At 75.3% G+C, this 22,356-nt stretch carries 18 protein-coding genes; 14 read left to right on the top strand and 4 right to left on the bottom strand.

The genetic code is table 11. The features are described from left to right. Nucleotides 1-30 precede the first annotated feature (30 nt). From ruvA to AS188_RS11300, 6 genes are all read left to right on the top strand, one after another. The gene (gene ruvA / locus AS188_RS11325) at nucleotides 31-669 is read left to right on the top strand and encodes a Holliday junction branch migration protein RuvA (RefSeq protein WP_058858946.1); all 639 of its coding nucleotides are present in this window, start codon (nucleotides 31-33) and stop codon (nucleotides 667-669) included. A 26-nt stretch (nucleotides 670-695) separates the two neighbouring features. Next, entirely contained in the window at nucleotides 696-1,778 is a 1,083-nt protein-coding gene (ruvB, locus tag AS188_RS11320; protein WP_112255261.1) for a Holliday junction branch migration DNA helicase RuvB, read from the top strand. 71 nt (nucleotides 1,779-1,849) lie between these two features. Beyond that, nucleotides 1,850-2,338 (top strand): preprotein translocase subunit YajC, encoded by a 489-nt coding sequence (locus AS188_RS11315; protein ID WP_058858944.1) that lies wholly within the window; start codon nucleotides 1,850-1,852, stop codon nucleotides 2,336-2,338. An 86-nt stretch (nucleotides 2,339-2,424) separates the two neighbouring features. Further along, nucleotides 2,425-4,296: a protein translocase subunit SecD gene (secD, locus tag AS188_RS11310; RefSeq protein ID WP_058858943.1), complete on the top strand. Its 1,872-nt coding sequence runs from the start codon at nucleotides 2,425-2,427 to the stop codon at nucleotides 4,294-4,296. Next, the gene (gene secF, locus AS188_RS11305) at nucleotides 4,296-5,366 is read left to right on the top strand and encodes a protein translocase subunit SecF (RefSeq protein ID WP_058858942.1); all 1,071 of its coding nucleotides are present in this window, start codon (nucleotides 4,296-4,298) and stop codon (nucleotides 5,364-5,366) included. The genes secD and secF overlap by 1 nt, the downstream gene beginning before the upstream one ends. A gap of 134 nt (nucleotides 5,367-5,500) precedes the next feature. Continuing rightward, nucleotides 5,501-7,897, top strand: a complete 2,397-nt coding sequence (locus AS188_RS11300; RefSeq protein WP_058858941.1) for a RelA/SpoT family protein — start codon at nucleotides 5,501-5,503, stop codon at nucleotides 7,895-7,897. Between the two features lie 35 nt (nucleotides 7,898-7,932). On the opposite strand, the gene AS188_RS11295 is transcribed toward AS188_RS11300, so the two are convergent. Beyond that, nucleotides 7,933-8,688: a type IV toxin-antitoxin system AbiEi family antitoxin gene (locus AS188_RS11295; RefSeq protein WP_058858940.1), complete on the bottom strand. Its 756-nt coding sequence runs from the start codon at nucleotides 8,686-8,688 to the stop codon at nucleotides 7,933-7,935. A 103-nt stretch (nucleotides 8,689-8,791) separates the two neighbouring features. After that, on the bottom strand, nucleotides 8,792-10,270 hold the full coding sequence (locus AS188_RS11290) for a DUF349 domain-containing protein (protein WP_058858939.1): 1,479 nt from the start codon (nucleotides 10,268-10,270) through the stop codon (nucleotides 8,792-8,794). 257 nt (nucleotides 10,271-10,527) lie between these two features. On the opposite strand from AS188_RS11290, the gene hisS reads away from it, so the two are divergent. Continuing rightward, on the top strand, nucleotides 10,528-11,886 hold the full coding sequence (gene hisS / locus AS188_RS11285; RefSeq protein ID WP_058858938.1) for a histidine--tRNA ligase: 1,359 nt from the start codon (nucleotides 10,528-10,530) through the stop codon (nucleotides 11,884-11,886). 213 nt (nucleotides 11,887-12,099) lie between these two features. On the opposite strand, the gene AS188_RS11280 is transcribed toward hisS, so the two are convergent. Then, nucleotides 12,100-13,410 (bottom strand): APC family permease, encoded by a 1,311-nt coding sequence (locus tag AS188_RS11280; protein ID WP_058858937.1) that lies wholly within the window; start codon nucleotides 13,408-13,410, stop codon nucleotides 12,100-12,102. A 146-nt stretch (nucleotides 13,411-13,556) separates the two neighbouring features. Here AS188_RS11280 and aspS point away from each other — a divergent pair, with 146 nt between their 5' ends. From aspS to AS188_RS11255, 5 genes are all read left to right on the top strand, one after another. Continuing rightward, nucleotides 13,557-15,389, top strand: a complete 1,833-nt coding sequence (aspS, locus tag AS188_RS11275) for an aspartate--tRNA ligase (RefSeq protein ID WP_058858936.1) — start codon at nucleotides 13,557-13,559, stop codon at nucleotides 15,387-15,389. Nucleotides 15,390-15,472: 83 nt separating this feature from the next. Continuing rightward, the gene (locus tag AS188_RS11270; protein ID WP_058858935.1) at nucleotides 15,473-16,117 is read left to right on the top strand and encodes a maleylpyruvate isomerase N-terminal domain-containing protein; all 645 of its coding nucleotides are present in this window, start codon (nucleotides 15,473-15,475) and stop codon (nucleotides 16,115-16,117) included. A gap of 51 nt (nucleotides 16,118-16,168) precedes the next feature. After that, nucleotides 16,169-16,663, top strand: coding sequence for a D-aminoacyl-tRNA deacylase (gene dtd / locus AS188_RS11265; protein ID WP_058858934.1), 495 nt, complete (start codon nucleotides 16,169-16,171; stop codon nucleotides 16,661-16,663). 54 nt (nucleotides 16,664-16,717) lie between these two features. Continuing rightward, on the top strand, nucleotides 16,718-17,107 hold the full coding sequence (locus tag AS188_RS11260) for a phage holin family protein (RefSeq protein ID WP_058858933.1): 390 nt from the start codon (nucleotides 16,718-16,720) through the stop codon (nucleotides 17,105-17,107). 49 nt (nucleotides 17,108-17,156) lie between these two features. Next, entirely contained in the window at nucleotides 17,157-18,602 is a 1,446-nt protein-coding gene (locus AS188_RS11255) for a replication-associated recombination protein A (protein ID WP_058858932.1), read from the top strand. Nucleotides 18,603-18,622: 20 nt separating this feature from the next. Here AS188_RS11255 and AS188_RS11250 read toward each other — a convergent pair whose 3' ends face one another. Continuing rightward, a complete protein-coding gene (locus AS188_RS11250) occupies nucleotides 18,623-19,579 on the bottom strand; it encodes a sugar-binding transcriptional regulator (protein WP_083529411.1) in 957 nt (318 codons plus the stop codon). Nucleotides 19,580-19,698: 119 nt separating this feature from the next. On the opposite strand from AS188_RS11250, the gene AS188_RS11245 reads away from it, so the two are divergent. After that, on the top strand, nucleotides 19,699-21,447 hold the full coding sequence (locus tag AS188_RS11245; protein ID WP_058858931.1) for a glycerol-3-phosphate dehydrogenase/oxidase: 1,749 nt from the start codon (nucleotides 19,699-19,701) through the stop codon (nucleotides 21,445-21,447). Nucleotides 21,448-21,532: 85 nt separating this feature from the next. After that, on the top strand, nucleotides 21,533-22,339 hold the full coding sequence (locus tag AS188_RS11240; protein WP_373865626.1) for an MIP/aquaporin family protein: 807 nt from the start codon (nucleotides 21,533-21,535) through the stop codon (nucleotides 22,337-22,339). Nucleotides 22,340-22,356: the final 17 nt, after the last annotated feature.

Raw genomic sequence — 22,356 nt, 5'->3', positions numbered from 1 at the left:
CGGCGGGGGACCACGGGAAGGAGCCGCGCGGTGATCGCGTCCATCACGGGAGAGGTCGAGCACGTCGGCCTCACCACCGCCGTCGTCTCCGTGGGCGGCTTCGGCGTCCAGGTCCACGCCACCGCCGAGACGCTCGCGGGCCTGCGGGTCGGGCGCCAGGTGCGCCTGGACACCGCCTGGGTCGCCCGCAAGGACGAGTCCCCGCTGCTCTTCGGCTTCCGGGCCCCCGCCGAGCGGGAGGTCTTCGAGACCATGCTCGGCGTCAGCGGCGTCGGCCCCCGCACCGCCCTGGCCGTGCTCGCGGTGCTCGGCCCCGACGACGTCCACCGGGCCATCGCCGAGGGCGACGCCACGGCCTTCACCCGGGTCCCCGGCATCGGGCCCAAGGGGGCCCGGCGGATCGTGCTCGAGCTCGCCGACAAGCTCGTGGTCCCCGAGCGCCCCGCCGAGCCCGCCCCCGCCCCGGTGGAGCCGTGGCGCGCGCAGGTGCTCGAGGCGCTCGTGGGGCTGGGCTGGAGCGAGAAGGACGCCGCCCGCGGGGTCGCCGACGCCCTCGACGGCCGCGAGGAGCTCGCCGCCTCCGGCGACGTCCCCCTCATCCTGCGCACCGTGCTCGGCTGGCTCGGCGCCGCCAAGGCCGGCACCCGCACCGCCGACCGGGGGGTGTGAGCGTGGCACGGGAGGACGGCGCCGCCGTGAACGCCCGGGACCGGCTGGTCTCCGCGACCGACGAGCCCGACGAGAAGCAGCTGGAGTCGGCGCTGCGCCCGGCGAACCTCGACGAGTTCGTCGGCCAGAAGCGCGTGCGCCAGCAGCTCTCCCTCGTCCTGGAGGCCTCCCGCCTGCGCGGGCGCTCCGCCGACCACGTGCTGCTGTCCGGGCCCCCGGGCCTGGGCAAGACCACCCTCGCGATGATCATCGCCGAGGAGATGGGCGCGCCCCTGCGGATCTCCTCCGGCCCGGCCATCCAGCACGCCGGGGACCTCGCCGCGATCCTGTCCTCCCTGACCGAGGGCGAGGTGCTGTTCCTCGACGAGATCCACCGGATGTCCCGGCCCGCCGAGGAGATGCTCTACATGGCGATGGAGGACTTCCGCGTCGACATCGTCGTGGGCAAGGGCGCCGGGGCGACCTCCATCCCGCTGGACCTGCCCCCGTTCACCCTCGTGGGGGCCACGACCCGGGCGGGGCTGCTGCCGGGCCCGCTGCGTGACCGCTTCGGCTTCACCGGTCACCTCGAGTTCTACTCCGTCGAGGAGCTCGAGCTCGTGCTGCGCCGCTCCGCCGGGCTGATGGACCTCGCCATGACCGCCGAGGGCTTCGCCGAGGTGGCCTCCCGCTCCCGCGGCACCCCCCGCATCGCCAACCGGCTGCTGCGCCGGGTCCGCGACTGGGCGCTCGTGCACGGCGTCGAGCGGATCGACGCCCGCGCCGCCTCGACCGCCCTGGACATGTACGAGGTCGACGCCCGCGGCCTCGACCGGCTGGACCGCTCCGTGCTGACCGCGCTCGTGACGAAGTTCAACGGCGGGCCCGTCGGGCTCTCCACCCTCGCGATCGCGGTGGGGGAGGAGACCGAGACCGTCGAGACCGTCGCCGAGCCCTACCTCGTGCGCGAGGGGCTGCTCGGGCGCACCCCGCGCGGGCGGATCGCCATGGCCGCCGCGTGGGAGCACCTCGGGCTGCCCGCCCCGGAGCACGCCGCCTACCGGGACCCCGCGCTGCGCGCCGCCCTCGGCGGCCCCGACGAGGACGACGCCACCCTGTTCGAGGACTGAGCTCCCGGGCCCCGCCCAGGGGGATCCCCTACCATGGGACGGAAAACCCGCTCCCGATCGAACGGACGTCCGTGACCTCGCACCTGATCGCCCAGTCCCTCGCCGCCCAGGCGGCCCAGCCCCAGGGCGGCGGTGGCTCCTGGCTGCTGCCCCTCATGCTCGTGGCCTTCGTGCTGCTGCTGTGGCTGCCGATGCGCCGGCAGAAGAAGGCCATGGCGCAGATGAAGCAGAAGCAGGCGACCATGGGCCCCGGCACCGAGGTCATGACGAGCTTCGGGCTCTACGGCACCGTCGTCGAGATCGACCGGGACGCCAACAAGGCCGTCCTCGAGGTCGCCCCCGGCACGGCCGTGACCGTCCACCTCCAGGCCCTCACCACCGTCGTCGAGGAGGAGGCCCCCGCCGGGGGCGAGGTCCCCGCCGAGGGCACGGCCCCGGAGACCGCCGGCGGGCTGCCCGCCGGCCCGCTCGGGACCCCCGCGGCCGAGGACCGTGCCGGCTCCTCCGCCGCGGGCCCCGACGGCGAGACCCCGCGCGAGCCCGGGCAGCGCACCGACTGACCCCCGCGGGACCACGGGCCGGCCACTGGCCGGCCCGTTCCCATGAGCAGGCCCGCCCCCACGGCCGACGCGCGAGAAGGAACACCATGGCACAGACCCCTCCCCGACCCTCCGGCGACCCCGACCCCGCCCGCCCGTCCCCGCCCCCCGGCCCGAGGACCCGGACCCTCTCCGGGCCCCGCGCCGCCGTGGGCGGGGCGCGCCGGGCCCTGCTGGGGCTGCTCGTGCTGCTGGCCCTGCTGGGCGGGCTGCTCGCCTGGGGCGCCGGCACGGACCGCACCGGCTGGGGGCCCAAGCTCGCCCTCGACCTCGAGGGCGGCACGCAGATGATCCTGTCCCCGACCCTGCAGGGCGAGGAGACCGGCCAGGAGATCAGCCCCGAGCAGCTCGACCAGGCGGTGGAGATCATCCGCCAGCGCGTCGACGGCAGCGGCGTGGCCGAGGCCGAGATCGCCACCCAGTCCGGGGACAACATCGTGGTCTCCATGCCCGGCACGCCCTCGGCCGAGACGCGCGAGCTGATCCAGGCCTCGGCCGAGATGGCCTTCCGCCCCGTGCTCACCACCGCCCCCGCCGAGGCCGTGCCCGCGGACCAGCGCACCCCCGAGGACGAGCTGCCCGAGCCCGAGGGCGAGCCCGCGGACTCCTCCGACCCGAACTGGATCACCCCCGAGCTCTACCAGCGCTTCGAGGCCACCGACTGCACCGCACCGCTGCCGCCGGAGGAGCGCGAGCAGCAGCCGGCCGACGCGCCGGTCGTGGCCTGCGAGCCCGGGACCGGCACCAAGTACCTGCTGGGCCCGGTCGAGATCCAGGGCACCGGCATCGCCGACGCCTCCTACGGCACCGCCTCCAACGCCCAGGGCGTGTCCCTGAACCAGTTCGCCGTGAACCTCCAGTTCGGCCCCGAGGCCACCGACCGGTTCCGGGCGCTGTCCGAGCGCCTCTACGGCATCGGCCAGTCCAGCCCCGGGGACCCGCGCAGCCAGTTCGCGATCCTGCTCGACGGCCAGGTGGTCTCCGCCCCGTCCATGAACGCCGTGATCGCCGACGGCCAGGCCCAGATCACCGGCAGCTTCACGGAGGAGCAGGCCCGCTTCCTCGCCGAGCAGCTCAAGTACGGCGCCCTGCCGGTGAGCTTCGAGATCCAGTCCGAGCAGCAGATCTCCGCGACCCTCGGCTCCGACCAGCTGCGGATGGGCATCCTCGCCGGGATCATCGGGCTCGTGCTCGTGTGCGTCTACTCGCTGTTCCAGTACCGGCTCCTGGGCCTGGTCACGATCAGCTCCCTCGTGGTCGCGGGCGTGCTCACCTGGCTGGCGATCACCTTGCTGGGCTGGTCGGCCAACTACCGGCTCTCCCTCGCCGGGGTGGCCGGGCTGATCGTGGCCATCGGCCAGACCGCGGACTCGTTCATCGTCTACTTCGAGCGCATCCGCGACGAGATCCGCTCCGGACGCTCGATCCCCGCCGCCGTCGACCACGGCTGGCAGCGGGCCCGCCAGACCGTGCTGGCCTCCAAGGCCGTGAACCTGCTGGCGGCGCTCGTGCTCTACTTCGTGGCCGTCGGCAACGTCCGCGGCTTCGCCTTCACCCTGGGCCTGACCGCGATCGCCGACCTGCTCGTCGTCTTCCTCTTCACCCACCCGGTCATGGTCCTGCTGGCCCGCACCGGCTACTTCGGCCGCGGCGGGAAGCACTCGGGGCTGAGCCCGGAGGCCCTGGACGCCGTGCCCCTCTACCGCGGCGCCGGCCGGCTGCGCGAGCCGGGGACCGGCCACGACGGGCTGACCATCGCCGAGCGCCGCCGCCGCGCCGCCCAGCAGGCCGCCGCGCCGGCCGACGGGCAGGACGCGGACGAGGGCGCCCCGCCGGCCGAGGACCGCCGGCCCGGCGGCAGCACCCCGGTCGGCGCGCCGTCGTCGTCCGCCCCCCGCACCCCCGAGGAGAACCCCTGATGTCCCGCTTCGCCGACTTCGGCAACGCCCTGCACAGCGGGCGGAAGTCCTACCCCTTCGTCGCGCGGGCCCGCCTGTGGCTGATCGTCACCGGCGTGCTCGTGCTGCTGTCCCTGCTCGTGCCCGTCGTCAAGGGCGGGTTCAACCTCGGCATCGAGTTCACCGGCGGCTCCGAGTTCACCGTCTCCGCCGTCGGGGACGCCGACGTCGCCACCGGCCAGCGGGCCGTGGCCGAGTCCTCCGACGCCGAGGAGGTCCGGGTCACCGCCATCGCCCCGGGCACCGTGCGCGTGCAGACCGAGCAGCTCGACGACGACGAGACCCTCGCCGTGAAGGACGCCCTCGTCGAGGCCTACGGCGTGACCGGCGACGAGGTCACCTCCACGTTCGTCGGACCCACCTGGGGCGCGGGCGTGACGAGCCAGGCCCTGCGCGGGCTCGTCGTCTTCGTCGCCCTGGCCACGGTGCTCATGGCCCTGTACTTCCGCACCTGGAAGATGTCCGTCTCGGCGATCGCCGGGATGCTCGCCAGCGTCGCGATCACCGCCGGGGTGTACTCGCTCGTGGGCTTCGAGGTCACCCCCTCGGCCGTGATCGGCTTCCTCACCGTGCTCAGCTACTCCCTCTACGACTCGGTCGTCGTCTTCGACAAGGTCCGGGAGAACACCGAGGGCATGCTCGACGGCACGGCTCCGCCCGACCGGGCCGCGACCCGCTTCTCCGACCAGGTCAACCTCGCGATCAACCAGACGCTGGTGCGCTCGATCAACACCTCCGTGGTCGGGATCCTGCCCGTGGGCTCGATCCTGTTCATCGGCTGGCTCGTCCTGGGCGCCGGCACGCTCAAGGACCTGTCCCTGTCCCTGTTCGTCGGCATCATCGTCGGCACCGTGGCCACCCTGTTCGTGGCCGGGCCGCTCTACGCGCTGCTGCGCGCCCGGGAGCCCGCGGTGCGCGCGCAGGAGGCCGGGGCGGTGGCCCCGCCCGAGACCGCCAACGCCTCCCTCGCGGGGCTCGACGAGGAGGCCCCCGCGCCCGGGCGTGCCGCCGAGGGGAGCGCGGCGGTCTAGACTGGGTCCACCGTGGGCGGGGGCACCGCAGCACCCGCCGCGCACCAGCACACGTCAGCACCACGTCAGCTCGGCACGGGGGCGGCGGCCGCACGGCCGCCGCCCCCGTGCATCACCGGGAAGGAGCCACGGGGATGGCCAGCACCGACGACGGCGCCCCCGCAGGCCAGGGGACCGCGCCTCCACCACCGCCCCGGCGGTCGGACACGGCCGGGACGCACTACGTGCTGCCCGCCTCCCGGCCCCTCCTGGGCCGCTCCGTGTTCCCGGGCCGCAGCGACCGCACCCGCTCCTCCCTGTCCTACCTCGCGGGCCGGCCCATGGACCACTCGCCGATCCTCGAGCCGCTGCTGCACACCGTGCGCGCGACCCACCCCGAGGAGGACCTCGAGGTCCTCGAGCGGGCCTTCAAGGTCGCCGAGAAGTGCCACGAGGGCCAGAAGCGCAAGAGCGGGGACCCCTACATCACCCACCCGGTCGCGGTCACCACGATCCTCGCCGAGCTGGGCATGACCGGGGCGACCCTCGTGGCCGCGCTGCTGCACGACACCGTCGAGGACACCGACTACACCCTCGAGCAGCTGCGGGCGGAGTTCGGCGAGGAGGTGGCCGCGCTCGTCGACGGCGTGACCAAGCTGGACAAGGTCAAGTACGGGGACGCCGCCCAGGCCGAGACCGTGCGCAAGATGATCGTGGCCATGGCCAAGGACATCCGGGTGCTCGTGATCAAGCTGGCCGACCGGCTGCACAACGCCCGCACCTGGCGCTTCGTGCCCCCGGCGTCCTCGGCGAAGAAGGCGCGGGAGACCCTGGAGATCTTCGCGCCCCTGGCCCACCGGCTGGGCATGAACACCATCAAGTGGGAGCTCGAGGACCTCGCCTTCGCGGCGCTCTACCCCAAGGTCTACGAGGAGATCGTGCGCATGGTGGGGGAGCGCCAGCCCCAGCGCGAGCGCTCCCTGGCCGCCATCCGGGAGCGGATCGCCGAGGACCTCTCCGAGGCCGGCATCGAGGCGACCATCACCGGCCGGCCCAAGCACTACTACTCGATCTACCAGAAGATGATCGTGCGCGGGAAGGACTTCGACGAGATCCACGACCTGCAGGCCGTGCGGGTCCTGGTGAACACGGTGCGCGAGTGCTACGCGGCGCTGGGCGCCCTGCACGCGCGGTGGCGGCCCCTGCCGGGGCGGTTCAAGGACTACATCGCCATGCCGAAGTTCAACATGTACCAGTCCCTGCACACCACGGTGATCGACCCCGACGGGCGGCCCGTGGAGATCCAGATCCGCACCCACGAGATGCACCGGCGCGCCGAGTACGGCGTGGCCGCCCACTGGAAGTACAAGGACCAGGTCAACCAGGCGAACTCCGCGACCCCCCGCGCCCGGGAGGGCGACCTCGACTGGCTGCGCTCCCTGGTCTCGTGGCAGGAGGAGACCCAGGACTCCTCCGAGTTCCTCGACTCCCTGCGCTACCAGATCAACACCTCCGAGGTCTACGTCTTCACCCCCAAGGGCGAGGTCATGGCCCTGCCCGCGGGCTCGACCCCGGTGGACTTCGCCTACGCCGTGCACACCGAGGTCGGGCACAAGACGATCGGCGCGCGCGTCAACGGCAAGCTCGTGCCGCTGTCCTCGGAGCTCCAGCACGGGGACTGGGTCGAGGTGCTGACCTCCAAGTCCGAGCACGCCGGGCCCTCCCAGGACTGGCTGAAGTTCGTCCGCTCCCCGCGGGCCCGCAACAAGATCCGCCAGTGGTTCTCCAAGGAGCGGCGCGAGGAGGCGATCGAGAAGGGCAAGGACGCGCTCACCCGCGCCCTGCGCAAGCACCACCTGCCGCTGCAGCGGACCCTGACCTCCGAGTCGCTGCTAGCGGTCGCCCAGGACTTCCACCGCACCGACATCAGCGCCCTGTACGAGGCCATCGGCTCCGACCAGGTCAGCGCCCAGGACGTCGTGGAGAAGATCGTGGGCAACCTCGGCGGGGCCGACGGCGCCGAGGAGGACTTCGCCGAGACCACGGTCGCCACCCACCCGGTGCGCCCGCGCGTGTCGGACTCCGGGGTGGTCGTCAAGGGCGCCTCCGACGTCTACGTCAAGCTCGCCCGGTGCTGCACCCCCGTCCCGCCCGACGAGATCATGGGCTTCGTCACCCGCGGGGCCGGGATCTCGGTGCACCGGCGGGACTGCGCCAACATGCTCGCGCTGACCTCCCGGGAGCGCGTCGTGGACGTCGAGTGGGCCCCCACCCAGTCCAGCGTCTTCCTCGTGGAGATCCAGGTCGAGGCCCTCGACCGCAAGTCCCTGCTCTCCGACGTCACGCGGGTGCTGTCGGAGAACCACGTCAACATCCTCTCCGCCTCCGTGCACACCTCGAAGTCGCGGCTGGCGATCTCCCGGTTCGCCTTCGAGATGGGCGACCCCCGCTACCTCGACCACGTGCTCAACCAGGTGCGGCGCATCGACGGGGTCTACGACGTCTACCGCACCTCGGGGCACCGCCCGATCTCGGAGCCGGCGGGCCGCTGACCGGCCGGTCCCCGGTGCGCGGCGGGGCCTGCGGCTCACGGGAGCGGGCGGCCGACGGCCCGGGCCGCCCGGCGCACCCGCAGCAGGGCCGCCCGCCGCCCCGGGAGCCGGCCGAAGCTGCGCAGGGCCGCGGCCACGAGCGCCGGCGGGCAGTGCAGGTGCGGGGCGTGCAGCAGCCGTTCCAGGGCCGCCGTGCCCTCCGGCCCGGGCACGTGCAGGGCCAGGTCCACGGCGGTGCGCAGCGGGGTGGTCACCTGCACCGGGCCCGCGGTGTGGACGTCGTAGCCGCCGAGCGTCACCTGGTGCAGGGCCAGGCCCTCGGGCACGGGGCTCATCGTGGTCCGCCGCAGCTTGTCCAGCAGCACGGGCAGCACGGGCGGCGGGGCGGCGCAGTCGTAGAACCAGGCCGCCGAGAGCCGCCCGAGCACCCCGCGGCGCAGCAGGTGCGGGGGCAGCTGCGCCTCGAGGGCGGCGAGCTTCACGGCCCGGGTCACCGGCCGCCCGCGCAGCGCGTGGGCCTCCAGCACCACGGGCACGAGCACGCCGTCGGCCACCAGCGCCCGCAGCTCGACCCGGTCGAAGGGACGGCCCGGCAGGAACAGGTCCCCGGGCCGGGGGAGCGGGGCGGGGCCCGGCGCGCCGCGGCCGGTGGGCTCCGGCCGGGGCGCGTCCCGGCCGGGCCCGTCCCCGCCCGGGAGGGCCGGGCGGGGACGGGCGGTCCGGTCCGGTCCGGTCCGGTGCGGGCCGGGTGGCGGGTGCGGGCCGGGCGGCGGGTGCGGGAGCGCGGACATGCGCCCAGCCTGCCGCCGGGCCCCGGGCACGGGGAAGGCCCCGTCCCCGGGCTGTGGACAGCGCGGGGACGGGGCCCTCCGGGACCGGTCCTGCCGGCGGGGCTCAGTGCAGGTCGGCGGCGGAGCGGCGCAGGGTCTCGAGCCACTGCCGGCTGGTCGCCAGCTCCTCCTCCAGCTTCGCGGCGCGCCGGGCGTCCCCGGCCTCGCGCACCCGGGCCAGGGACGCCTCCTGGTCCTCGATCTTGGCCTCGAGCTGGCTGAGCATCGAGTTCGAGCGGGCCTTCGTCTCCGGGTTGGTCCGCTGCCACTTCTCATCCTCGACCCGGCGCACGGCGTCCTCGACCTCGCGCAGCTCGGCCTCGACGCGGCGCAGGTGGGCGCGGGGGACCTTGCCCGCCTGCTCCCACCGGTCGAGGATCTCGCCGAGGGCCCGCTTCGCGGCCTTGAGGTCGGTGACGGGCATGAGGGCCCTCGCCTCGGCGAGCAGCTGCTCCTTGACCGCGAGGTTGGCCTCGAACTCCGCGTCGAGCTGCGCGTTGGCGGCCTTGCGCGCGTCGAAGAACCGGTCCTGGGCGGCCCGGAACCGCGCCCACAGGGCGTCGTCGTCCTTCTTGGAGGCCCGCTTCGCCTGCTTCCACCGGTCCATCAGGCGCCGGTACTCGGCGGCGGTGGGACCCCAGTCGGTGGAGCCCGAGAGCGCCTCGGCCTCGGCGATGAGGGCCTCCTTGGCCTTCTTCGCCTCGGCGTTGTCGGCGTCCAGCTGCGAGAAGAACGCCCGGCGGTGCTTGTCGAAGGTCGTGCGGGCGGTGCGGAACCGCTTCCACAGGGCGTCCTCGGCGGACTTGCCCAGGCGCACGCCCGACTTCTGGTGGGCCTTCCACTGGTCGAACAGCTCCGCCATCCGGCCCGAGGCCTGCTTCCACTGGATCCGCTGCGGGTCCTGGGCGGCGATCCTCTCCGCCTCGGCCACGATCGCCTCGCGCGCGGCGACGTTCTGGGCGCGCTCGGCCTCGTGGGCGGCGCGCTCGGCGGCCTCCAGCTCGCGGATGGCCGGGCGCAGCGCCTCCAGCCGGGCCTCGAGCGCGCGCAGGTCCCCGACCATGGCCCGCTGGGCGACCTGCTCGGCGAGGTGGTCGACGGTGCGCGTCATGTCCGCGGAGGGTGCCTTCGCGGCCACGCGCTGCTCGAGCAGCGCGACCTGGGCCTCGACGTCCTCGTACTTGCGGGCGAAGTAGCCCAGGGCCTCGTCCTCGGTCGCGTCCGGGTACTGCCCGCAGAGGATCTCCTCGCCGTCCACGAGCACGTGCACGTGGCCGTCCTCGGTGACCCGCCCGAAGGGGCGGGCCCGCTCCAGGGTCTCGGGGGAGGCCAGCGCCGGGGCGGGGGCCGACGACGCAGCGGCGGCCGGTCCGGGCGCCGCTCCCGCTGCCGCCGCGGGCCCTGCCGCCGCCGGACGGGCCGCGGGGGCCGGCTTCGGGCCGGGCGCGGGCCGGACCGCCGAGGGGCCGGGCGCGGGGCGCGGTCCCGGGGCGGGGGTGGGGCGGGGCGTGGGCTGGTCGTCGGACTCGAGACGTTCGGTCACCGCTGGAACTCTTTCGCTCGCGCCGGTCGGCGGGGCCCGGAGCGGGTCCGGCACCGTCGCCCGGCTTCGGACAGTCGTCGTGGCCCATAGTACCGACGAGGCCCCGGCGCCCCCCGCCCCGCCGCCGGGGCGCTCCGGCCCGCTTTGGGGGCGGCGGGCAGGCCTCTCTAGGATGAGCACGGACCCGCGCCCCGGCGCAGCCCGCCGCGCCGTCCGCCCAGCCCCCGCACCCCGTCGCACCCCAGGAGCAGCTGCCCATGGCCCGCAAGACCTCCCTGTCCGGCTTTCCCGAATGGCTTCCGGAGGAGCGTCTGGTCGAGCTGCACGTGCTCGACGTGCTGCGCGAGACCTTCGAGCTGCACGGCTTCTCCTCGATCGAGACCCGCGCCGTGGAGACCGTGGGCCAGCTGCTGCGCAAGGGGGAGATCGACAAGGAGGTCTACGTCGTCTCCCGCCTCCAGGAGGACGAGGGCGCCCCCGAGAAGGACGACGCCCGCCTGGCCCTGCACTTCGACCTGACCGTGCCCTTCGCCCGCTACGTGGTGGAGAACGGCGGGCACCTGGCCTTCCCCTTCCGCCGCTACCAGATCCAGAAGGTCTGGCGCGGGGAGCGCCCGCAGGAGGGCCGGGCCCGGGAGTTCACCCAGGCCGACGTCGACATCGTCGGCGACGGCACGCTGCCGTTCCGCTACGACGTCGAGCTGGCGCTGGTGATGATCGACGCCCTCTCCCGCCTGCCCGTCCCGCCGTTCGTGCTGCGGGTCAACAACCGCAAGCTCGCCGAGGGCTTCTACCAGGGCATCGGCCTGCACGACACCGCCGGGGTGCTGCGCAGCATCGACAAGCTCGAGAAGATCGGGCCCGAGCGCGTCGCGGCGGCGCTGCAGGAGGAGCTCGGCGCGAGCCCCGAGCAGGCGCGGGCCGCCCTCCAGCTGGCCTCGATCCGCACCGAGGACACCTCGTTCGTCGAGCAGGTGCGCGCCCTCGGGGTGAACACCCGGCTGCTCGAGGAGGGCCTGGCCGAGCTCGCCGAGGTCGTGGGCGAGGCGGCCCGCCGCGCCCCCGGCACGGTGGTCGCCGACCTGTCGATCGCCCGGGGTCTCGACTACTACACCGGCACCGTCTACGAGACGGTGCTCGTGGGCCACGAGCAGCTCGGCTCGATCTGCTCCGGCGGCCGCTACGAGTCCCTCGCCTCGACCGGGAAGAAGACCTACCCCGGGGTGGGCCTGTCGATCGGCGTGACCCGTCTCGTCTCCCGGATCCTGTCCCAGGGCATGGCGGCCCCCTCCCGGAAGGTGCCCACGGCCGTGCTGGTCTCCCTCGCCGACGAGGACTCGTGGTCCGAGGCCCAGGACGTCGCCGCGCAGCTGCGCGGGCGCGGCATCGCCTGCGAGGTCTCGGCGAACGCCGCCAAGTTCGGCAAGCAGATCCGCTACGCCGAGCGCCGCGGCATCCCCTTCGTGTGGTTCACGGCCCGCGGCGAGGACGGGGTGCCGGTGCACGAGGTCAAGGACATCCGCTCGGGCGAGCAGGTCGGCGCCGACCCCGCCTCCTGGACCCCGCCGGCCGAGGACCTGCGCCCGGTCGTGCGCGCGGTGACCGCCGGGGCCTGACCCGGGGAGCGGGACGGCCCGGCGCCGGGCCGTCGGGACGGGGCGGCCGCCGCCGGGGCGTTGCCGGCCGTGCGCAGGCGTCGCCGAGTCCCCACCGTGCCGCCGCTCGTTCCGCCGAGTCCCCTCACGGTCGTCGTTTCCCCATGCGCGCACATGGGGAAACGACGACTGTGAGGGGGCTCGGCGCTGTGGGTGCGGGTGCAGCGGTGGTGGTCAGCGGTCGTCGGCGCGCGCGCGGGTGCGGCGGCGGGCCAGCACGAGCCCGCGGGCGGCCAGGCCCACGGCGAAGACGGCGAGCATCGTGAGCACCGACGCCCACGGCAGCGTGAACGCCAGCAGCAGGCAGCCCGCCAGGCCGACCGCGTTGACCGCCCGCGGCGCCCAGCCGGGGCGCTCCGCCAGGGTGAGCGCGGAGAGGTTGGCCAGGGCATAGTAGACGAGCACACCGAAGCTGGAGAAGCCGATCACCGTGCGCACGTCCCCGACGAGCACGAGGACGACGACGACGGCGGCCACCGCCAGCTCGGCCGCCCAGGGCACCCGGTGCCGCTGCGAGACCGCGGCGAGGCCGGCGGGCAGGTCCCGCTGCCGGGCCATGGCCAGGGCCGTGCGGGAGATCCCCGCCACCAGCGCCAGCAGCGCCCCCAGGGTGGCGAGGGCCGCGGCGGCGGTGACCACGGCGGCCCCGGCCGCCTCCGCCCCTTCCGGCCAGCCGGCGGCGCGCACCGCGGCGAGCAGCGGGGCCGGGGAGTCGGCGAGCCGCTCGGCGCCGAGGAAGCGCAGCAGCCCCAGGGCGAGCAGGCCGTAGAGCAGCAGGGTCGCCGCGAGCGCGCCGAGCACCGCGCGGGGGATCGTCCGCGCCGGGTCGCGGACCTCCTCCCCGAGGGTGGCCACGCGGGCGTAGCCGGCGAAGGCGAAGAAGAGCAGGCCCGCCGCCGGCAGCACGCCCCACGGGGGAGCCGCCGCCCCCGCGCCCGGGCGGACGGCGGCGGGGGGCTGACCGGTCAGCAGCAGCACCGCGAGGGCCAGCAGCACGGCGAGCACGGGCAGCACGAGCAGGCGCGTGAGCCGGGCGGTGCGGCTCACCCCGCCCAGGTTCACGGCGGTCAGCCCGGCGATCGCGGCGACGGCGAGCAGCCGCGCCCCGGCGTCGTCGGCCCCGGTGAGCTCGGCCGCGTAGAGGCCGAAGGTCAGGGCCATGGCCGCCGCCGAGGCGGTCTTGCCGGTCACGAATCCCCAGCCGGCCACGAACGCCGGCCACGCGCCGAGCCGGTGCCCGGCGTAGAGGTAGGTCCCGCCGGAGGCGGGGTAGCGGGCGGCGAGCTGGGCGGTGGAGGTCGCGTTGCACCACGCCACGAGCGCGGCCAGCAGCAGGGCGCCCGGCAGCCACGGCCCGGCCGCCGCGGCGGCGGGGGCGAAGACGACGAACACCCCGGCGCCGACCATCGAGCCCACGCCGATCAGGGCGGCGTCGACGGTGCCGAGGCGGCGGGCGAGCGCGGGGGGCGGGGGAGCGGCGGGCATGCGGGGTCCTTCCGGGGCGTGCCGGCCCGGAAGGGCCGGGCTGTAGACTCGTTCCCGAACGAGACTAGGGGCACCGGGCAAACCCCGGGGAAACGCGCGGTTCTCTCCGCCGCCCCGTCGGATCCTGCACAACGAAGGGTTTTCCAGTGCTGCGCACACACAACCTCGGCGACCTGCGCGCCGAGCACATCGGCGAGACCGTCACGCTGGCCGGCTGGGTCGGCCGCCGCCGCGACCACGGCGGCGTCGCGTTCCTCGACCTGCGCGACGCCTCCGGGGTCGCGCAGATCGTGGTGCGCGACGAGGCGGACTTCCACCACCTGCGCAACGAGTACGTCCTGCAGGTCACCGGCTCCGTGGAGCGCCGGCCCGAGGGCAACGAGAACCCGGCGCTGGCCACCGGCGAGGTCGAGGTCATCGCGGAGACCGTGACGGTGCTCAACACCGCCGCACCGCTGCCGTTCCAGATCGACGAGCACGTCGAGGTCGGCGAGGACGCCCGCCTGCGCCACCGCTACCTCGACCTGCGCCGGCCCGGCCCCGCCCGGGCCCTGCGTCTGCGCTCGGAGGCCAACCGCGTGGCGCGGGAGCTGCTGCACGCCGAGGACTTCCTCGAGGTCGAGACCCCGACCCTGACCCGCTCCACCCCGGAGGGCGCCCGCGACTTCCTCGTCCCGGCCCGCCTGGCCCCGGGCTCGTGGTACGCGCTGCCCCAGTCCCCGCAGCTGTTCAAGCAGCTGCTGCAGGTCGGCGGCGTGGAGCGCTACTTCCAGATCGCCCGCTGCTACCGGGACGAGGACTTCCGCGCCGACCGCCAGCCCGAGTTCACCCAGCTCGACATCGAGGCCTCCTTCGTGGAGCAGGACGACGTCATCGCCCTGGGCGAGCGCATCGTCGCCGCCCTGTGGCGGCTGATCGGCGTGGAGATCCCCACCCCGATCCGGCGGATCACCTACGCCGAGGCCATGGCCAAGTACGGCTCCGACAAGCCGGACCTGCGCTTCGGGCTCGAGCTGACCGAGCTCACCGACTACTTCCGGGACACGACCTTCCGGGTGTTCAAGGCCCCCTACGTGGGCGCCGTCGTGATGCCCGGCGGGGCCTCCCAGCCGCGGCGCACCCTCGACGCCTGGCAGGAGTGGGCCAAGCAGCGCGGCGCCAAGGGCCTGGCCTACGTGCTCGTGGGCGAGGACGGGACCCTCACCGGACCGGTGGCCAAGAACATCACCGAGGCCGAGCGCGAGGGCCTGGCCGCGGCCACCGGCGCGAACCCCGGGGACTGCATCTTCTTCGCCGCCGGCGAGCGGAAGTCCTCCCGGGCCCTGCTCGGCGCCGCCCGCGTGGAGATCGGCCACCGCACCGGGCTGATCGACGAGGACGCCTGGGCGTTCGTGTGGGTCGTCGACGCCCCGCTGTTCGAGCCGGCGGCCGAGGCCGTCGAGTCCGGGGACGTCGCCGTGGGCGCCGGCGCCTGGACCGCCGTCCACCACGCCTTCACCGCCCCGAAGCCCGAGTTCCTCGACACCTTCGACCGGGACCCCGGCTCCGCCCTGGCCTACGCCTACGACATCGTGTGCAACGGCCACGAGATCGGCGGCGGCTCCCTCCGCATCCACCGCCAGGACGTCCAGCGGCGCGTGTTCGAGGTCATGGGCATCGGCGAGGCCGAGGCCGACGAGAAGTTCGGGTTCCTGCTCGAGGGCTTCCAGTACGGCGCGCCCCCGCACGGCGGCATCGCCTTCGGCTGGGACCGCGTCGTCGCCCTGCTCGCCGGGGCCGACTCGATCCGCGAGGTCATCGCCTTCCCCAAGACCGGCAACGGCTACGACCCGCTCACCGCCGCCCCGGCACCCATCACGGCCCAGCAGCGCAAGGAGGCCGGCGTGGACGCGAAGCCCGCCGCGCGCGGGGAGAAGGCTCCCGCGGACCGGGACGCAACCGAGGGCAACACGGCCCCGGCCCCGGCCGCCGCGCAGTAGGCTCTCGGTCACCGCACGGGCCGGGACCCGCCCCGAACGGGCGGGTCCCGGCCCGTTCCCGTGCCCACCGCGAGGAGCCCGCCGTGACCCGTGACCCCGCCGCCGCCCGTGCCGCCTTCCTCGAGGCCGGGGTGTTCCTGGCCCGCCTCGCCGACGAGGTCGAGGAGCTCGACGAGGCCGCCGAGGACTCCCTGTGGGAGCGCCCCGCCCTGGGCTCGTGGGACCTGCGCGCCCTGTTCGGCCACGCCGGCCGGGCGCTGAGCACGCTCACCGCCTACCTGGACCGCCCGGCCGCCGCCGAGGAGTGCACGGGCACCGGGCACTACTACGCGCTCGCGGCCTCGGCCGACCCGCAGCAGGTCGCCGCCCGCGGCACGGCGGCCGGCCGGGAGCTCGGGCCCGAGCCGGCCGCGGCCGTGCGGGCGGCCCTCGAGGCCGCCCGCGAGGCCCTGGCGCGCGTGCCCCTCGAGCAGGACCCGCTGATCCGCACGCCCTTCGGCGGGGCCCGGCTGCGCACCTACATGCCCACGCGCACCTTCGAGCTGGCCGTGCACGGGCTCGACGTCGCCGCCGCCTGCGGGCTCGACCGCACCCCGCCCGACCACGTGCTCGCCGACACCGCCCTGACCCTCGCCGAGATCGCCGCCGAGCGCGGCCGGGTCCCGGAGCTGCTGCAGGCCCTCACCGGCCGCCGCTGCCTGCCCCCCGGCTGGTCGCTGCTCGGCTGAGCGGACCGGTGCGGCGCGCGGCCGCGGCGGGCGTGTGGTGGACTGGGGGGCATGCGCATCGTCCTGCAGCGAGTGACCCGTGCCGCCGTCAGCGTCGGGGGCGAGGTCGTGGGCGCCCTCGCGGAGCCGGGCCTGGTGGCCCTCGTGGGCGTGACCCACGGCGACGACGCCGCCGTCGCCGCGAAGCTGGCCGAGCGCACCTGGAACCTGCGGCTGCTCGAGGGGGAGCGCTCGTGCGCCGAGACCGGCGCCCCCGTGCTCGCCGTCAGCCAGTTCACCCTCTACGGCGACGCCCGGAAGGGGCGGCGCCCCTCGTGGTCGGCGGCGGCGCCGGGACCCGTCTCGGAGCCGCTGTTCGAGGCCTACACGGCCGCGCTGCGGGAGCTCGGCGCCCGGGTGGAGACCGGCCGCTTCGGCGCGCACATGCAGGTCGAGCTCGTCAACGACGGGCCCGTCACCGTGCTGCTGGACAGCGCCGAGCTGGCCCGCCCGCGCCGGTCCTCCCCGCCCCCCGGGGGCGGTGCGGGACGGACGGGCCCGGCGTAGCCTGGAGAGAGCACCCGGCGCGGTGCCCGAGGCCGACCGGCGGAGGAGAGCCCCATGATCGTGTCCCTGCTCGTGCGGTGGCTCGTGCTGACGGTGGCCGTGGAGCTGACCGCCTGGCTGCTGCCCGGCGTCGAGCTGCGCGGCGGTGCCCTCGCGCACCTGCTGGTCGCCCTGCTCATCGGCCTCGCCAACGCCCTCGCCCCGCTGCTCACCGACCGCCTGCCCCGGCCCCGCTCCACGGTCCTGCTGGGCCTGCTCACCCTGACGGTCAACGCCGTGCTGATCTGGGCGGTCTCGGCCCTGACCCCCTGGCTGGGCGTGAGCGGGCTCGTGGCGGCCGCGGCCGCGGCGGTGGCCGTCTCGCTGCTGGCCACGGTGCTGGGGGTGCTCGCCGACCGCGCGCTGGCGGCCCGGCGGCGCCGCGGCACCGCCTCCTCCCGCTGAGCGCCCGGCCCGCGGCGGGTGGAGCCCGGGCGGGGGCTAGCCTGGACGGGTGAGCGGCTCCCTCTTCGACGACCTCGACGACCCCGGCGGCGACCCCGCCGCGGACCGGCCCGCGCCCGGGCGGTCCCGGCGCGCGCGCGCGCCGCTGGCGGTGCGCATGCGCCCGCGCACCCTCGACGAGGTCGTGGGCCAGCAGCACCTGCTCCGGCCCGGCTCGCCGCTGCGCGTGCTGGCGGGGGAGGACCGGGGCCCGGCCGGGCCGTCGTCGATCATCCTGTGGGGGCCCCCGGGCACGGGCAAGACCACGCTCGCCCACGTGATCGCCCGCGGGGTCTCCCGGACGTTCGTGGAGCTCTCGGCGATCACCGCCGGGGTCAAGGACGTGCGGAAGGTGATGGACGAGGCCCTCACCGACCGCGACCTGCACGGGCGCACCACCGTGCTGTTCCTCGACGAGATCCACCGCTTCACCAAGGCCCAGCAGGACGCCCTGCTGCCCGGCGTGGAGAACCGGTGGGTCGTGCTCGTCGCGGCCACCACCGAGAACCCGTCCTTCTCCGTGGTCTCCCCGCTGCTCTCGCGCTCCCTGCTGCTGAGCCTGCAGCCGCTGGAGCGGGCCGACATCGCCGGGCTGCTCGACCGCGCCGTCGCCGACCCCCGCGGCCTGGCCGGGGCCGTGCGGCTGTCCCCGGAGGCCCGCGAGCACCTGCTGGACCTGTGCGGCGGGGACGCCCGCAAGGCCCTGACCTCGCTCGAGGCCGCCGCGGGGGTCGCCCTGTCCGAGCACGGCACCGAGCACGGCACCGCGCAGGAGCCCGCGCAGGCCCCCGCGCCGGACGAGGGGCCCGGTGCGCCGCCGCTGATCACCCGCGAGCACGCCGAGGAGGCCCTCGACCGGGCCGCGGTGCGCTACGACCGCAACGGCGACCAGCACTACGACGTGGTCAGCGCGTTCATCAAGTCCATCCGCGGCTCCGACGTCGACGCCGCGATGCACTACCTCGCGCGGATGATCGAGGCGGGGGAGGACCCCCGGTTCATCGCCCGGCGGCTGATCATCTCCGCCGCCGAGGACATCGGCACCGCCGACCCCACCGCCCTGCAGGCCGCCGTCGCCGCCGCCCAGGCGGTCCAGCTCATCGGCATGCCCGAGGGCCGGATCCCGCTGGCCCAGGCGGTCGCCCACCTCGCCACCGCCCCGAAGTCCAACGCCGCCTACACCGCGATCGACGCCGCGATCGCCGACGTCCGCGCCGGCCGGGCCGGGCCGGTGCCCCCGCACCTGCGCGACGCCCACTACCCGGGGGCCGGCCAGCTCGGCCACGGCCGCGGCTACGTCTACACCCACGACGAGCCCACCGGGGTGGCGACCCAGCAGTACCCGCCCGACGAGCTCGTCGGCACCGACTACTACCGGCCCGCCGACCGCGGCCGCGAGCGCCAGATCGCCGAGCGGCTGCAGATCCTGCGCGGCATCGTCCGCGGGCGGGACTGAGCCCCGGGCCCCCTGCGGGCTCAGCGGCCGAAGAGCCGGCGCACCACCGCCTCCGCGGTCCGCTCGTCGATCACCAGGTCCGTCACCACCCCGGCCCGCAGCGCCCCCAGCACCCCGGGCACCTTGTGGTCCCCGGCGACCACGCACAGCCGCCGCGGGATCCGCCGCAGCTCCAGGGGCGTGGGACCCGTGGCCCGGCGGTTGAGGCCGATGTCCGCGTAGGTGCCGTCCTCGCGCAGGAACACCGTGCACACGTCCCCGACCACCCGGTGGGCCACCAGCTCCCGGACCGCGTCCTCGGCCAGGTACCCGCCGCTGTAGACCTGCGAGATCATCGGCCCCCGGAACGCGCCCACGCTGAAGACCGCCAGGTCCGCCCCGTTGCGCACCTCCAGCACCCGCCGCACCGTCGACTCCCGCCACATCAGCGTGCGCGTGCGCTCGTCGTCGAAGAACGCCGGGGCGGGGAAGGGCAGCAGCGAGGCCCCGAACGCCGTGGCCATCTGCGACAGCAGCGCCGGGGACTGCACCGTCTCCGGGGAGCGGGCGCTGACCGCCCCGTTCATCTGCACCACCAGCGCGTTGCGCGTCGCCTTCGGGTGCAGCTGCGCGGCGACCGCCGAGGCCGTCGTGCCCCAGGCCACCGCCAGCGTCATCCCGTCCCCGAACCAGTCCGCCAGCAGCGCCGCCGCCGCCCGCGCGACCGAGTCCAGCCGCTGGGGCTCCGTGGCCGCCCGCGGCGTGCCCGCCACGTGCACCACGACCCCGAACGCCTCCCGCAGCCGCCGCGCCAGGTCCTGTCCCGCGTCCGGGGGGGCCGAGAGGCTGATCCGCACGATCCCGCGGTCCCGGGCCGCCTGCAGCATCCGCGAGACCGTCGGGCGCGAGACCCCGAACCGGTCCGCGACCGCCTCCATCGTCATCCCCTGCACGTAGTACAGCTCCGCGGCGTGGTGCAGATCGGCAGCATCGTGCACGGTCCCCCTCCTTTCCTGCACGTTCGTTCATCCTGATTGAGCATAGGTGCGCCGACGGTCAGAGTGTGAGCAACCGCACAGTCCGGGCCCGCCCGGCCGAGACCCAGGAGCACCCTCCCATGGCCCACCCCACCCTCTCCGCCACCGACCGCGCCCGCGCGCTCGACGCGATGAGCGGAGGACCCGAGCTCGACGTCCTCGTCGTCGGCGGCGGCATCACCGGCGCCGGCATCGCCCTCGACGCCGCCACCCGCGGCCTGCGCACCGGCATCGTCGAGGCCCAGGACTGGGCCGGCGGCACCTCCCAGTGGTCCTCCAAGCTCGTCCACGGCGGCCTGCGCTACCTCCAGCAGCTCGACTTCAAGCTCGTCGCCGAGGCCCTGCGCGAGCGCGAGCTGCTCCTGGACTTCCTCGCCCCGCACCTGGTCAAGCCCGTCCCCTTCCTCTACCCCCTGACCCACCGCTGGTGGGAGCGGCCCTACGTCGCCGCCGGCATCGGCCTCTACGACGCCCTGGCCCACCTGGGCGCCAAGGTCGCCACCCTGCCCTACCAGCGCCACCTCACCGCCGCCGGCGTCGCCCGCGTCTTCCCCGACGTCAAGCCCGGCTCCATGGTCGGCGCCGTCCAGTACTGGGACGCCCGCGTCGACGACGCCCGCCTCGTGCTCACCATCGTGCGCACCGCCGTGCGCCACGGCGCGCTCGCGGCCAACCGGGCCCGGGCCGTGGACTTCCCGCGCGACGCCGGGGGGCGGGTCACCGGCGCGGTCGTGCGCGACCTCGAGACCGGCCGGGAGCGCACCGTGCGCGCCCGCACCGTGATCGCGGCGACCGGGGTGTGGACCGAGCGGATCCAGGACCGCGCCCAGGCCGAGGGCGGGCTGAAGGTGCTCGCGTCCAAGGGCATCCACATCGTGGTGCCGCGCGAGCGGATCCGCAGCGACACCGGGCTGATCCTGCAGACCGAGAAGTCCGTGCTGTTCATCATCCCGTGGGAGCGGTACTGGCTGATCGGCACCACCGACACCCCCTACGAGCAGGAGCTCGAGAACCCGGTGGCCACCTCCGCGGACATCGACTACGTGCTCGAGCACGCCAACGTGGTCCTCGACGAGCCCCTGGGGCGCGGGGACGTCATCGGCGTCTACGCCGGGCTGCGCCCGCTGCTGCAGCCGGGGACCAAGGGCGGGGGCGAGCCGGCCCAGTCCACGAAGATCTCCCGGGAGCACACCGTCACCGAGGTCGTCCCGGGGCTGATCACCATCGCCGGCGGCAAGCTGACCACCTACCGGGTGATGGCCGAGGACGCCGTCGACCTCGCCCTCGGGGCCGGTCGGGCGAAGGAGCTGCCCTCGGTCACCGACCGCACCGCCCTGCTCGGCGCCGACGGCTACCTCGCCCTGCGCCGTCGCGCCGGCACCCTCGGGAGCGCCCACGGCTGGGACGAGGAGCAGGTGCTGCACCTGCTGCGCCGCTACGGCTCGGCCGTCGAGGAGATCCTCGAGCTCGTCGAGCAGCGCCCCGACCTCGGCCGCCCGCTCGGCGGCGCCGCACCCTACCTGCGCGCCGAGATCGTCCACGCCTGCACCCACGAGGGCGCCCTGCACCTCGAGGACGTCTTCGACACCCGCACCCGCCTCACCTGGGAGCGGCCGCGGCACGGCCTCGACGCCCTCGACGAGATCGCCGAGCTCGCCGCCGGGGCCCTGGGCTGGGACGCGGACCGGCGCGCCGCCGAGGTCGAGGCCTACCGGCTGCGCTGCGCCGCGGAGGACGCGGCCGCCGCCGCCCCCGACGACGCCGCGGCCGCCGCCGCCCGGGCCGCCGCCCCGGACGTGCTCGAGCTCGTCCGCCGGGACGCCGGCTGATGCTTCCCCGGCGGGACGGGACCCACCGCCCCGTCACCGACCGAGGGGACACCGCGCCCCGTCCGCACCGACCGAGGAGTCCGCAGTGCTGCTGACCTTGTCCACCGCCCTGGCACCGACCGTGGTGCCACCCGCCGACATCCCGCTCTCCACCGTCTTCTGGTCCGAGGTCGCCGGCACCGCGATGCTGCTGCTGCTCGGCTGCGGCGTCGTCGCCAACGCCGTGCTGCCGCGCACCAAGGGGCTCGGCGGCGGGTTCCTGATGATCAACTTCGGCTGGGGCCTGGCCGTGTTCGCCGGCGTGTACGTCGCCTACCAGTCCGGGGCCCACATCAACCCGGCGGTGACCGTGGGCCTGTGGGCCAGCGGCGCCCAGGAGTACGCCCCCGGCGTGGCCATCACCCCCGTGAGCACCCTCGTCTACTTCGCCGGCGAGCTGCTCGGCGGCGTCCTCGGCGCCGTCCTGGCGTTCCTGGCCTACAAGAAGCACTTCGACGAGGACATCGAGGAGGAGGTCCTCGGGGAGACCAAGCTCGCCGTGTTCTCCACCGGGCCCGCGGTGCGCTCCTACGGCTGGAACCTGGTCACCGAGATCATCGGCACGTTCGTGCTCGTCGCCGTGATCCTGCTCTTCGGCAACACCCCCTCCGAGCTCGGGCCGCTGGCCGTGGCGCTGCTCGTGGTCGGCATCGGTGCCAGCCTCGGCGGGCCCACCGGCTACGCCATCAACCCCGCCCGCGACCTCGGCCCCCGCATCGCCCACGCCCTGCTGCCCATCCGCGGCAAGGGCGCCAGCGACTGGGGCTACGCCTGGGTGCCGGTGCTGGGCCCGATCCTCGGCGCCCTGCTCGCCGGCGGCTTCTACCAGCTCTACGCCAACCCGCCGGCCTGACCCGGCGCCGACCGCAC

The sequence above is a fragment of the Kocuria flava genome (genome assembly GCF_001482365.1).
Lineage (GTDB): Bacteria > Actinomycetota > Actinomycetes > Actinomycetales > Micrococcaceae > Kocuria > Kocuria flava.
Note: the sequence above shows the minus strand (reverse complement) of the source record. Positions and strands in the feature narration are given on the sequence as shown.

What these genes read in the sequence shown, in the direction of transcription:
- secF (WP_058858942.1), top strand. Translation starts at nt 4,296, where the DNA reads ATGTCCCGCTTCGCCGACTTCGGCAACGCCCTGCACAGCGGGCGGAAG.
- hisS (WP_058858938.1), top strand. Translation starts at nt 10,528, where the DNA reads ATGGCCCGCAAGACCTCCCTGTCCGGCTTTCCCGAATGGCTTCCGGAG.
- dtd (WP_058858934.1), top strand. Translation starts at nt 16,169, where the DNA reads ATGCGCATCGTCCTGCAGCGAGTGACCCGTGCCGCCGTCAGCGTCGGG.
- AS188_RS11280 (WP_058858937.1), bottom strand. Translation starts at nt 13,410, where the DNA reads ATGCCCGCCGCTCCCCCGCCCCCCGCGCTCGCCCGCCGCCTCGGCACC.
- AS188_RS11300 (WP_058858941.1), top strand. Translation starts at nt 5,501, where the DNA reads ATGGCCAGCACCGACGACGGCGCCCCCGCAGGCCAGGGGACCGCGCCT.
- secD (WP_058858943.1), top strand. Translation starts at nt 2,425, where the DNA reads ATGGCACAGACCCCTCCCCGACCCTCCGGCGACCCCGACCCCGCCCGC.
- AS188_RS11295 (WP_058858940.1), bottom strand. Translation starts at nt 8,688, where the DNA reads ATGTCCGCGCTCCCGCACCCGCCGCCCGGCCCGCACCCGCCACCCGGC.
- AS188_RS11260 (WP_058858933.1), top strand. Translation starts at nt 16,718, where the DNA reads ATGATCGTGTCCCTGCTCGTGCGGTGGCTCGTGCTGACGGTGGCCGTG.
- AS188_RS11245 (WP_058858931.1), top strand. Translation starts at nt 19,699, where the DNA reads ATGGCCCACCCCACCCTCTCCGCCACCGACCGCGCCCGCGCGCTCGAC.